Genomic DNA, 12,094 nt, shown 5'->3' on the forward strand with positions numbered 1-12,094 from the left:
GCGCGGCGGGGCCGCAGGACCGTCAGCCGCCCCGCCCGCGGGAGGGGCCGTCGTCGACCCGCCCGGCGCTCGATCCCGGGCAGGAGTGCATCGGCGGCCCCGACATCCCGCAGAACCGCAGCGGCTCCTCCCCGGTGTGCGGGGGGACCGCTCCGGCCTCCTCGGGCGGCGCGCCGGGCCGGGCCGCCTCGGCGGCCCCCGGCATCCGCCCGCGCGGCAGCAGCAGCGCGCACAGCGCCGCCGCCGCGCACAGCCCCGCCAGGATGAGCATCGCGGAACCGAACCCCGTGACCAGGGAACCGGAGTCGGCGGTGCCCCCGGTCTCCCCGCCCCCGGCGATCCCCGCCAGGGCCGGTACCGCGGCCACGCCGATGAGCTGGGCGCCGCGCGCGAACGTGTTGTTCACCCCAGAGGCCACGCCGGCGTGCCGCTCCGGCACCGACGACAGCACGGTCGCGGTCAGCGGCGCCACCGTGGTGGACAGGCCCAGCGCCACCAGCAGCACCCCGGGCAGGACGTCGGTGAGGTAGGGGGCGTCGGAGCCGATCCGCGTCAGCAGCCACAGCCCGGCCGCCACCAGCAGCGGACCGGCGACCAGCTGGGGGCGCGGGCCGATCCGCGAGGCCAGCCTGCCCGAGCGCGCCGACAGCGCCAGCATCAGCACGGTGATGGGCAGCGAGGCGGCCCCGGCCGCGACCGGCGAGTAGTCCGCGACCTCCTGGAGGTAGATCACGAGCAGGAAGAACAGCGGTCCCAGCGAACCGTAGACGAGCACGGTCGCGGCGTTGGTCACGCTGAACCCCCGGGAGGAGAACATCCCCAGCGGCAGCATCGGGTCGGCGACCCGCGACTCCACCACCAGGAAGAGCACCAGCGCGAGCGCACCGACGCCCGCGCCCGTCCACACGGCGGGGGTGGCGCCCGCCGCCCCCCACTGGATGAGCGCGTAGGTGGTGCCGCCCAGGGCCACCACACCCAGCAGCGCCCCCGTGTAGTCCAGCCGTTCCGCCGCCTCGGGGTCGCGCGACTCGGGCACCTTGAACCAGGCGATGGCCAGTACGGCCGCGGCCAGCGGCAGGTTGATGAGGAAGATCAGCCGCCAGTCGCCGATCTGCACCAGCCACCCGCCGACGAACGGGCCGATCGCCGAGGCGACCCCGGTCAGCCCGGACCAGGCGCCGATCGCCCGGGCCCGGTCCTCCTCCCGGAACCCCGCCTGGAGGATGGCCAGGCTGCCCGGGGTCAGCAGCGCGCCGCCCACCCCCTGCGCGATCCGGCCCGCCACCAGCCACTCCAGGGTGGGGGCGAACGTGCACAGCGCCGACGCCAGCGCGAACACCGCCACGCCCCACATGAACAGCCGCACCCGGCCGAACCGGTCCGACAGCGAACCGCTGAGCAGGATGAGCGCGGACAGCGTCACCATGTACCCGTTGACGATCCACTGGAGCCCGGACAGCCCGGTCCCCAGGTCCCCCTGGATGGCGGGCAGCGCCACCGTCACCACCGTCGAGTCCAGGAACGCCATCCCGGAGCCGAGCACAGTGGCGGTCAGCATCCACCGGGCCGCGGGCGTTCCCCAGGCCACACCCCCCGCGGCCGCCGGCCTCGTCCTCGAACCGCCCATCGGTCCCACCTCCCGACACCACGGTACGACGCGGGCCCCCGCCGTGGGCGGGGGCCCGAACACCTCCGTTCCGCGTGTCGACGCCGGATACGGGCCGGGTTCACTCGCTCGCCAGCGCCCCGGTGATCGAGGTGCCCGCGGCGCGGCGTGCGGGCAGCACCGCGGCGATCAGCCCGGCCACCACCGACACCGCGATGAACACCGCGATCTGGCCGGAGGGGACGGAGAACACCATGTTCGGCAGCACCGAGTCCGCGGCCGCCCAGCCGAACAGCACACCGAACACGATGCCGATGCCGGCGCCGATGAGGCACAGCAGTACCGCCTCGACGCTGAGCATCCGCCGCAGCTGGGCCCTGGTCAGCCCCAGCGCCCGCAGCAGCGCCGACTCGCGGGTGCGCTCCAGCACCGACAGGGCCATGGTGTTCGCGATGCCGAACACCGCGATGATGATCGCCAGGCCCAGCATCGCCGCCACCGTGTAGAAGGCGATGTCGAGGATGCCGGTGAACTGCTCCTTCATCTCGGCCACGGACATGACCTGGAGGGTCGGGTGGTCCTCCACGGAGCTCAGGACGGCGTCCCGCACCCGGTCGGCCTCGGCGTCGGGGTCGGCGACCACGTACAGCGTCCGGTCCTCGCGGACCCCGGGGTAGGCGGCGGCGAAGTCCCGCGGGTCGAGGGTGGCGCCGCTGAGGCCGCCCCCGTTCTCGGTGATCGCGACGATGTCGAGTTCCAGGTCGTCGGCGCCCCACAGGCCCGGGACGGTGAAGGTGTCGCCCACCCGGGCCCCCTCGGCGTAGCCCTCGGACAGCACGACCCCGCCGGGGCCGAGGTCGGTGAGGTCGCCCTCGACGGTGTCCGCGGTCAGGTCGACGCCGATCCGGCCGTTGATGTACGTGGTGACCGGCAGGCTCTCGTCCCCGCCGAGTTCCACGTACACGTTGCGGTCGGCGACGATCCGCTCCAGCTCGTCCTGCTCCCCGAGCGTGTCCCGCACCTCGGCCGGGATGCCCGGGTCCAGGGGCAGGGCCAGGCCCTCGGCCCCGGGGTCCGCCGCGGCGGCCGGGTCCGTTGCCGTTCCCTCCTCGACGGTCCCGTCCCCGGTGGTCCCGCCCCCGGCGGTCCCCTCGCCGGGGGCGGTCTCCTCGGCGGTCCCCTCCCCGGGGGCGGTCTCCTCGTCCGTCCCCTCCCCGGGGGCGTCCTCGGCGGCCGGGGCCGCCTCGGTGCCCATCTGGGCCATGATCTGGTAGTCCACCGGGAACTGCTCGTCCAGCATCCTGGTCAGGGTCGTCTCCGTGGAGGCGCTGACCACCGAGTAACCGGTGATGAGCGTGGCGCCCACGGTCAGCGCGATCATCGCGGTGGCGGCCCGGCGCGGGTTGCGCACGGAGTTGTCCACCGCCAGCATGCTCGGCACCCCCACCCTGCGCAGCGGCAGGCCCACCGTGTTCACGATCCCGCGCACCAGCAGCGGGCCCAGGACCACCACGCCCAGGAACGCGACCAGCGCGGCGCCGGTGACGATGATCGGGCCCGTCTGGTTCGGGCCGGCGAGCTGGCTGACCACGACCAGGGCCGCCGACGCGGCGAAGGCGAGCAGGCCCAGGACCACCCGCACCCAGCCGGTGCCCTTCTCCAGCCCGGTGGCGGTGGCACTGGTGCGCAGCGCCGCCAGCGGCGCCACCCGGGTCGCCCGGGTGGCGGGGACCAGGGCGGAGAACACGGTCACCACGGTGCCCAGGACCATGCCGACGGCCACGGCCAGGGGCGTGATGGTGAGCACGGCCCCCTCCATGCCCAGCAGCGGGCCCCCGAAGGTGGCCCCGGCCGTCCCGATCCCGATGCCCGCCAGGACTCCCAGGGCGGACGCGACCAGGCCCACGATCAGGGATTCGGCCAGCATCGACCGGAACACCTGGGAACGCTTGGCGCCCACGCACCGCAGCAGGGCCAGCTCGCGCTGGCGCTGGGCGATGAGGATGGCGAAGGTGTTGTAGATGACGATCCCGGCCACGAACATGGCGATGAAGGAGAACAGCAGCAGCACGACGCGCAGCATCGCGGTGTCGGCGCCGGAGTTCTCGGCCAGGGCCACCCCGAACTCCTCGCCGGTCCGCACCTCGGCGTCGGCCCCGAGCGCCCCGGCGACCGCGTCGGCGACCTGCCGGTCGGTGTAGCCCTCGGCGGCGACGGCGTCGATCTCGACGTACCCCTCGGCCCCGGTCATCTCGCCCAGGGTCGCGTGGTCGAGGACCACCACGCCGCTGTAGCTGTACCGGGGGTCGGCGCCGAACTCGACGAGGCCGGTGAGGGTGAACTCCCGCTTCTCCTGGTCCGGGTCGAGGACGGTCACGGTGTCGCCGACCCCGAACCCGAGCTGTTCGGCGGTGGAGACGGCCAGGGCGATCTCGTCGCCGCCGGCCGGCAGGGCGCCCTCCTCGGCGGAGAAACGGGTGTGCTCGCCGAAGGAGACCGCCGCGGGCGGCACGAAGCCGGACGCGCGGCCCTCGGCGTCCAGCAGTACGACCTGCCCCTCCGCCAGGCCGTCGGCGTCCGCGACCTGGGGGAGCGCGCGGATCCCGGTCAGGGCCTCCTCGGTCAGGGGGGCGGGCTCCTCCTCGCCCTCCCCGGCCGGGACGGCGATGGCGTCGACCGAGGTGGCCGAGCCCATGACGGTCTTCTCGTACCCGGCCTCGAGGGTGTCGGCGAAGACCATGGTGCCGGTGGTGAACATGACGCCGAGCATGATCGCCAGCACGGTCGTGACGTAGCGGGACCTGTGCAGGCGCAGCCCGGCCAGTGTGGTGCGCAGCATCGGATCAGGCCTCTTCCAGCTTGAGCAGCCGCTGGGAGACCAGCTCGGCGGTGGGCTCGGTCACCTCGTCCACCAGGCGGCCGTCGCGCAGGAACACCACGCGGTCGGCGTAGGAGGCGGCGACCGGGTCGTGGGTGACCATGACGATGGTCTGGTGCAGGTCCTCGGCGGAGGCGCGCAGGAACTCCAGCACCTCGGCTCCCGAACGCGAGTCCAGGTTGCCCGTGGGCTCGTCCGCGTAGACCACCTCGGGCGCGTTGAGCAGGGCGCGGGCCACGGCCACGCGCTGCTGCTGGCCGCCGGAGAGCTTGGCGGGCAGGTGGTGCAGCCGCTCGCGCAGCCCGACCACGTCGATGATGCGGTCGAACCGCTCCTTCTCCACCTTCCGCTTGGCGATCTGGGAGGGCAGCAGGATGTTCTGCTCGGCGGTGAGCATCGGCAGCAGGTTGAACGACTGGAAGATGAACCCGATGCGGTCCCGGCGCAGCAGCGTCAGCTCGGCGTCGCGCAGACCGGTGATCTGCGTCCGCCCCAGGTGCACGCTCCCGGAGGTGGCCGTGTCCAGCCCGGCCAGGCAGTGCATGAGGGTCGACTTGCCCGAGCCGGAGGGGCCCATGATCGCGGTGAACGCGCCGCGGTGGAACTCCACGTCCACCCCGTCCAGGGCGTGGACCCGGGTCTCGCCGGTGTCGTAGACCTTGGTCAGCCCCCGGGCCACGACCACCGGGGGCGGGGCGACCGGGGAGAGGGGATCGACTGCGGGTGCGTTCACGGGAACGGCTCCAGACTGGTGTGCGGTGACGACGGGAGGCGGTGCGGCCGGACGGGGTCCCCCGCCCCGCCGCACGGCCGGTGCCCTCAACGCTAGGCCCGGGAAAAGCCCGGAGCCTCGGCCTCCAGGACGGTTTCCTCCCTCGTCCAAAGGAAGGAGGCGCGCGGGCGCGCCGACTCCTTCGTCCTGTCGTCCCCCCGACTTTCGTCGGGGGTCGACCGGCCACCGAAGGTCACGGACCCCCGTGCTCCTCCGTGCCGACCTGCGCGCACGACGAAAGGCGGCGGGGGAGGACCGGCCCGCCGCCCCGCCCGCGCGCCAGCCGTCCCGCCGCGCGCCCCGCCGTAGACTCCGCAGCATGTGGACCTGGATCAAGGAGTCGGGGAGGGCACTGGGCTCCCTGGGGCGGCGCAGCGGCCGGTGGTGGTGGGAGCGCAGACTCGTCCTGGCCGACTGGGTCTACGCCCTGGCGCCGCTGCCCTTCAGCGGCGTACTCCAGATCTCGTCCGGCTCCTCGGGGAGCATCGGGCTGCTGGGCGGGGTGCCCGCCCTGTTCCTGAACGCGCTGGCCGCGGTGAACGCCTTCGCGGCCGTCCTCGCCGGGTTCGCGGTCTACGTCGTCCCCGCGCTGTGGGCCGCCGCCGTCGTCCTGCTGCGCCGCACCGACCCCCGCTGGCTGCTGGCCACCGCGCTCGCCCTGCTGCTGCTGTTCGGCAACTTCGTCCCGGCTGCCATCGCCCTGTACTCCTACGCGGTCTACTTCTCCGACCGGCGCGTCCTGGCCGCCTGGCTGCTGGCGCAGAGCCTGGCCATGGTCGCCGCCTACGACGCGCTCTTCCTGGGCCACTTCTTCCTCATCACCGGCTTCCTGGTCACCCCCACGGTCATGGGCCTGTGGGTGGGCACCCGGCGCCAGCTCATCGACCGCCTCCACGAGCGCGCCGAGCGCCTGGAGCGCGAACAGCACCTGCTCGCCGAGCAGGCCATCACCGCCGAGCGCACCCGCATCGCCCGCGAGATGCACGACGTGGTCGCCCACCGGGTGAGCCTCATGGTCCTGCACGCCGGGGGCCTGGAGGTCTCCTCCGAGGACCCGCGCACCATCGAGACGGCCGGGGTCATCCGCACCACCGGCCGCGAGGCCCTGTCCGAGCTGCGCGGCATCCTCGGCGTGCTCCGCGAGGAGGGCACGGCCGCGCCCACCGCGCCCCAGCCGGTGCTGGCCGACCTGGACCGCCTGATCCGGGAGTGGCGCGCCGCCGGGATGCGGATCGAGTGGACCGGGACCGGAGAGGACCGCCCCGTGCCCGGGCCCGTGCAGCGCACCGTCTACCGCATCGTCCAGGAGGGGCTCACCAACGCCGCCAAGCACGCACAGGGGGCCCGCGTCACCGTGCTCCTGCACCGGGCCGCGGACCGCGTGGAGGTGGAGGTCGCCAACGGCCCCGTCCCGGCGGGCCCCGTGCCGGCCGCGCCGCGCAGCGGCTTCGGCCTCACCGGCCTGCGCGAACGCGTCGTGCTGGCGGGCGGGGACCTCACCGCCGGTGTCTGTCCGGACGGCGGGTGGCGGTTGCGCGCTATCGTGCCGACCGACACACCCGCAGGCGCCGAGGAGGCCGCTCCGTGATCCGCACCGTCCTGATCGACGACGAACAACTGGTCCGGTCCGGACTGCGGATGATCCTGGACTCCGCGCCCGACATCGAGGTGGTCGGCGAGGGCGGAGACGGGGCCGAGGCGATCCGCCTCGCCGAGGAGCTCGCCCCCGACGTGGTCCTGCTCGACATCCGCATGCCCGGCGTGGACGGCCTCACCGCCGCCGCCCGGCTGGCCGCCCTGCCCGACCCGCCGCACGTGGTGCTGCTGACCACATTCGACCTGGACGAGTACGTGCACGGCGCGCTGCGCGCCGGGGCGGTCGGCTTCCTGCTCAAGGACACCCCGCCGCGCGACCTCATCGCCGCGGTGCGCACCGTCCACGAGGGCAACGCGATGCTCTCCCCCAGCGTCACCAAGCGCATGCTGGAGCGCTTCGCGGCCCCGGCCCCGGCCGACTCCGCCGAGGGCCGGGCCACCGCCGGGCGGCGCCTGGAGGTGCTGAGCGAACGCGAGCGGGCGGTCCTGGTCGCCATCGCCCAGGGCATGTCCAACGCCGAGGCCGGCCGCGCCCTGGGCATGCGCGAGGCCACGGTCAAAGCGCACGTCAGCCGCATCCTGGCCAAGCTCGGCATGTCCAACCGGGTGCAGGCCGCCATCCTCGCCCACGACGCGGGCTGGGCCTGACCGGGTGACCCCCGTCACCCGGTCCGGGGCGGGCATGTCGGAATCCCACAGGAAGCCGGGGAGGAGTCCTGTACCCGGCCGCATTGCGACCACCCCCCGCGGCCTCGGTACGCTGCATTGCGATCCCCGACCCCGTCACGTGCCGCGTCCGCCCATGGACGGCCGCGGGTAGAACAGGAGCCCCTATGTCCCGCTCGGTACTGGTCACCGGCGGCAACCGCGGTATCGGCCTGGCCATCGCCCGTGAACTGGCCGCCGGCGGCGACAGCGTGGCCGTGACCCACCGGTCCGGCGAGCCCCCGGAGGGGCTGTTCGGGGTGCGCTGCGACATCACGGACTCCGCCCAGGTCGACGCCGCCTTCAAGGAGGTCGAGGAGGCGCAGGGCCCCGTCGAGGTCCTCGTCGCCAACGCCGGGATCACCAAGGACCAGCTCCTCGCCCTCATGAGCGAGGACGACTTCTCGTCGGTGCTCGACACCAACCTCACCGGCGCCTTCCGCGTCGCCAAGCGCGCCGTGCGCGGCATGATGCGCAAGCGCTCGGGGCGCATCGTCCTCATCTCCTCGGTGGTGGGCCTGCTCGGCTCCGGCGGCCAGGCCAACTACGCCGCCTCCAAGGCCGGTCTCGTCGGCTTCGGCCGCTCCCTCGCCCGCGAGCTGGGCTCGCGCAACATCACCGTCAACGTCGTGGCCCCCGGGTTCATCGAGACCGACATGACGTCCGCGCTGCCCGAGGAGCGCCAGGCCGAGATCAAGAAGAACATCCCCCTGGGCCGCTACGGCACCACGGAGGACATCGCCCGCACGGTGGCCTTCCTGGCCGGGCCCGGCGGCGCCTACATCAGCGGCGCGGTCATCCCCGTCGACGGCGGCATGGGCATGGGCCACTGAGCCGGCCCAGCCCACCGCACAGCAGAGCAGAAACAGGACGGACAACCCGACACCATGGGACTTCTCGAAGGTAAGCGCATCCTCGTCACCGGGGTGCTGACCGACTCCTCCATCGCCTTCCACGTCGCCCGCCTGGCACAGGAGCAGGGCGCCACCGTCGTCCTCACCGGCTACGGCCGCCTGAGCCTGGTGGAGCGCATCGCCAAGCGCCTGCCCGAGCCTCCCCCGGTCCTGGAGCTGGACGTCACCGACGACGAGCAGCTGGGCACCCTGGCGGCGCGCGTCGGCGAGCACGTCGACGGACTGGACGGCATCGTCCACTCCATCGGGTTCACCCCCCAGGACGCCCTGGGCGGCAACTTCCTCAACACGCAGTGGTCGGACGTGGCCACCGCGATGCACACCTCGACGTTCTCACTGAAGTCGCTGACCACCTCGCTGAGCCCGCTCATGAAGAACGGCGGCTCGGTGGTGGCGCTGGACTTCGACAACAGCGTCTCCTACCCGATCTACGACTGGATGGGCGTCGCCAAGTCCGCGCTCACCTCCACCGCCCGCTACCTGGCCCGCTACGTCGGCGACCAGAACATCCGGGTGAACCTGGTCTCGGCCGGCCCGCTGAGCACCATGGCCGCGCGCAGCATCCCCGGGTTCGAGGAGCTGGCCAAGCACTGGCCCGAGCGCGCCCCGCTGGGCTGGGACGTCAGCGACCCCGAGCCCGCGGCCAAGGCCGTCGTGGCGCTGCTGTCGGACTGGTTCCCGGCCACCACCGGCGAGATCGTCCACGTGGACGGCGGGTTCCACTCCACCGGCGCCTGAGGGCCCTGCTAGGTTGACGCGGTCGGTCCCCGCTCCGGGGGCCGACCGCACTCGTTTCACCGGGAGGGGACGCGGACATGGATCTGGGACTGTCGGGCGCCAAGGTCATGGTGACGGGGGCCAGCCGGGGGATCGGCCGGGCCATCGCCGAGGCCTTCGCGGACGAGGGAGCCGACCTGGCGCTGTGCGCCCGCGACGCGGTGCCCCTGGCCGAGGCGGCCGGGGAGCTGAGCTCCAAGGGCGTCAGGGTGTTCGCCCTCCCCCTGGACGTCCGCGACCACGACGCGCTGCCCGCGTTCGTGGCCGACGCGGCCGCCGACCTCGGCGGGCTGGACGTCCTGGTCTCCAACGTCTCCGGCGGCAGCGCGCCCACCCCCGACCAGTGGGAGCGGGCCTTCGACACCGACCTGGTGCCGTTCCTGCGCCTCACCGAGGCGGCCGAGCCGCACCTGGCGGCCTCCGCCCGGGGCGGGTCCGCGGTGCTGATCTCCACCACCTCGGCGCTGCACGTCACCCCGCCCGCCGGGGCCCGCTCCTACGGGGCAGTCAAGGCGGCGCTGAACCACCACGCCTCCTCCCTGGCCCGCGCCTGGGCGCCGCAGGGGGTTCGGGTCAACACCGTCTCGCCCGGGCCGATCGAGTTCCCGGGCGGAGGCTGGGCCCGCCGCCGGGAGAACGACCCGGGCTTCTACGAGGGCATCCGCTCGCGCATCCCCCTGGGAAGGCTGGGCGCCCCGGAGGAGGTCGCCCGCGCGGTCGCCTTCCTGGCCTCCCCGGCGGCGTCCTTCGTCACCGGACAGAACCTCGTGGTGGACGGCGGCTTCCTCGACCGGGTCTGATCCCGCCCCGCAGCAGGGGCGCCAGGCCGCGCACGGCCAGGACCGCGCCCAGCAGCCCGCCGACCGCCGCGGTCGCGGCGAGGTCGGGGAACCACAGCAGGGACGCCCGCGGCCCCATGTACGACAGCAGGACCGCGGCGGCGACGGCGGCGAGCGCGCCGACCGATCCGAGGACGGTCCGGGTCCGGCCCCGGCCGGGCCGGACGGCCGCCGCGCCCAGCCCCAGCGTCAGGGCCGTCGCCCCCCACGCCGCGGCCGCGGGCGCCCATGCACCCCCGGGTTCCTCCACGGGGGCGCCCGCGAGCATCCGGGCCAGGTCGAAGGCGAGCCGCTGGATCTCCCCGTCGGCCGCGATCGCGTAGGCGTTCTGGAGCACCGCCACCGCGCGGTCGCGCTCGGGCAGCAGGACCACCATCGCCGCGTACCCGGGGGTGGCGCCGCCGTGGAACACCAGGGGCTCCTCCGTTCCGGACAGCGTGGTCTCCCGCCAGCTCAGCCCGTACCTCTGGGCCGATCCGGGCACCGGCACGACGCCTTCGCGCATGCCGGCCAGGGTGTCGGCGTCCAGCAGCGGGGGGTCGGGGTCCAGCTGGAGGCGGGCGAAGGCGGCCAGGTCGTCCAGGGTCCCGCCGAGGTAGCCGAAGGCGACGCCCTCGTCGTCCACCCTCCCGGCGTCGGCGCCCGCCACCGGCAGGCCCCACAGGAAACGGTGCCCGGGGGCGAGTCCGGCGGCCCGGGCCTCCTCCGCGCCGGTGACCGCGCCGTCCATCCCGGCGGGCTCCAGCACCGACCCGCGCAGGTGGCCGTGCAGGTCACCGGTGACCTCCTCGATCACCGCGCCGAGCAGCAGGTGGTTGGCGCTGGAGTACTCGTGGACCCCGGGCTCCGCGACCCGGACGCCGGCCAGGTGCTCCACCCGCGCGTCGAGGTCCATCGCGTCCGGCCCGTAGTGGTCGGTCACCGCGAAGGCGGCGCGTTCGGGGATCCCGGAGGTGTGCGCCATCAGGTCGCGGACGGTGATGCCGTGTCCGGCGAAGGCGGGCAGGTGGTCGCCGACCGGGGCGTCGAGGTCCAGCCTCCCCTCCTCGGCCAGGACGACGGCGGCGGTGGCGGTGACCGGCTTGGCCACCGATCCCCACAGGAAGGCGGTGTCGCCGTCCACCGGCTCCCCGGCGCCGTCGACGCCGGTGTGGAAGGCGTGCTCCACCCCGTCGGGGCCCACCACGGCGTAGGCCAGGCCGGGGACGCCGACCGCGGCGGCGTGCTCCGCCGCCCGGGCGTCCATGGCCCCGATGCCCGCGGCTTCGGAGGGCGGGGCGGGGGACAGGGCGAGCAGCAGGGCGAGGGGTAGTCGCATCGGCGTCCTTTCGATAACCGTATGCCCATATGGTTATAACCATATGCTGGTACGGTCAAGTCCGTGCCACGAACCGCAGACCACGACCGGCGCCGCGCCCAGATCGCCGACGCCGTGTACGACCTCATCGCCGCCGACGGCCTGGCCGCGGTCACGGTCGCCCGCACCGCCGAGCGCGCGGGCATCTCCGTGGGCCTGGTCCAGCACTACTTCCCGGCCAAGGACGACATGCTCCTGCACGCCTTCGAGCGGGTCGGCACCGCCGTCGCCGCCCGGGTCGCCGACCACGTCGCCGGGGGCACCCGGCACGAGCGCTCCATCGCCGACATCCTGGCCGCCGCCCTGGCCGAGCACCTGCCCCTGGACGTGCGCCGCCGCGGCGAGTTCCGCGTCACCCGCACCTTCGCCGGACGCGCCCTGGACAACCCCCGCCTGGCCGAGGTGGACGCCCGCACCGCCGCCGCCCTGCGCGCCGAGATCGCCCGCGCGGTGGCCAACGGGTTCGAGTGCGGCGAGGTCGACCCCGCCACCGACCCCGCCCTGGCCGCCGCCCGCCTGGCCGCCGCGACCGAGGGCCTGGCCGCCGCCCTGTACCGCGACCCCGGCGAGCGGGACCGCGCCCTGGCGGTCCTGCGGGCCGAGGTCGACGGGGTCTTCACCGGCGAGTGCCGCCAGTACCGCCGCTGACG

10 protein-coding genes are annotated in these 12,094 nt (G+C 74.4%); 6 read left to right on the forward strand and 4 right to left on the reverse strand.

Annotation, left to right across the window (positions count from 1 at the left end; genetic code table 11):
- Nucleotides 1-22 precede the first annotated feature (22 nt).
- From ACSUPR_RS27060 to ACSUPR_RS27070, 3 genes are all read right to left on the reverse strand, one after another.
- Entirely contained in the window at nt 23-1,558 is a 1,536-nt protein-coding gene (locus tag ACSUPR_RS27060) for an MFS transporter (RefSeq protein ID WP_436887590.1), read from the reverse strand.
- 169 nt (nt 1,559-1,727) lie between these two features.
- Nucleotides 1,728-4,445, reverse strand: coding sequence for an ABC transporter permease (locus tag ACSUPR_RS27065; protein ID WP_436887592.1), 2,718 nt, complete (start codon nt 4,443-4,445; stop codon nt 1,728-1,730).
- 4 nt (nt 4,446-4,449) lie between these two features.
- Nucleotides 4,450-5,217, reverse strand: coding sequence for an ABC transporter ATP-binding protein (locus tag ACSUPR_RS27070; protein WP_436887594.1), 768 nt, complete (start codon nt 5,215-5,217; stop codon nt 4,450-4,452).
- Nucleotides 5,218-5,575: 358 nt separating this feature from the next.
- Between ACSUPR_RS27070 and ACSUPR_RS27075 the strand changes: the two genes are divergently transcribed.
- The 5 genes from ACSUPR_RS27075 to ACSUPR_RS27095 all read left to right on the forward strand — a co-directional run bounded on the left by ACSUPR_RS27075 (nt 5,576) and on the right by ACSUPR_RS27095 (nt 10,048).
- Nucleotides 5,576-6,844, forward strand: a complete 1,269-nt coding sequence (locus ACSUPR_RS27075) for a sensor histidine kinase (RefSeq protein WP_436887596.1) — start codon at nt 5,576-5,578, stop codon at nt 6,842-6,844.
- Nucleotides 6,841-7,500, forward strand: coding sequence for a response regulator (locus ACSUPR_RS27080; RefSeq protein WP_436887598.1), 660 nt, complete (start codon nt 6,841-6,843; stop codon nt 7,498-7,500). Before ACSUPR_RS27075 ends, ACSUPR_RS27080 begins: the two co-directional genes overlap by 4 nt.
- A gap of 185 nt (nt 7,501-7,685) precedes the next feature.
- A complete protein-coding gene (locus ACSUPR_RS27085) occupies nt 7,686-8,390 on the forward strand; it encodes a beta-ketoacyl-ACP reductase (protein ID WP_436887599.1) in 705 nt (234 codons plus the stop codon).
- Nucleotides 8,391-8,444: 54 nt separating this feature from the next.
- Nucleotides 8,445-9,209, forward strand: coding sequence for an enoyl-ACP reductase FabI (fabI, locus tag ACSUPR_RS27090; RefSeq protein ID WP_436887601.1), 765 nt, complete (start codon nt 8,445-8,447; stop codon nt 9,207-9,209).
- A 77-nt stretch (nt 9,210-9,286) separates the two neighbouring features.
- Nucleotides 9,287-10,048: an SDR family NAD(P)-dependent oxidoreductase gene (locus ACSUPR_RS27095; protein WP_436887603.1), complete on the forward strand. Its 762-nt coding sequence runs from the start codon at nt 9,287-9,289 to the stop codon at nt 10,046-10,048.
- Here the strand turns inward: ACSUPR_RS27095 and ACSUPR_RS27100 are convergent.
- Entirely contained in the window at nt 9,999-11,405 is a 1,407-nt protein-coding gene (locus tag ACSUPR_RS27100; RefSeq protein ID WP_436887605.1) for a serine hydrolase domain-containing protein, read from the reverse strand. The genes ACSUPR_RS27095 and ACSUPR_RS27100 overlap by 50 nt on opposite strands.
- Nucleotides 11,406-11,468: 63 nt before the next feature.
- Between ACSUPR_RS27100 and ACSUPR_RS27105 the strand changes: the two genes are divergently transcribed.
- Nucleotides 11,469-12,092, forward strand: coding sequence for a TetR/AcrR family transcriptional regulator (locus ACSUPR_RS27105; RefSeq protein WP_436887607.1), 624 nt, complete (start codon nt 11,469-11,471; stop codon nt 12,090-12,092).
- Nucleotides 12,093-12,094 lie beyond the last annotated feature (2 nt).

The organism is Nocardiopsis dassonvillei (assembly GCF_964273065.1).
In the GTDB taxonomy this organism is placed as follows: domain Bacteria; phylum Actinomycetota; class Actinomycetes; order Streptosporangiales; family Streptosporangiaceae; genus Nocardiopsis; species Nocardiopsis dassonvillei_B.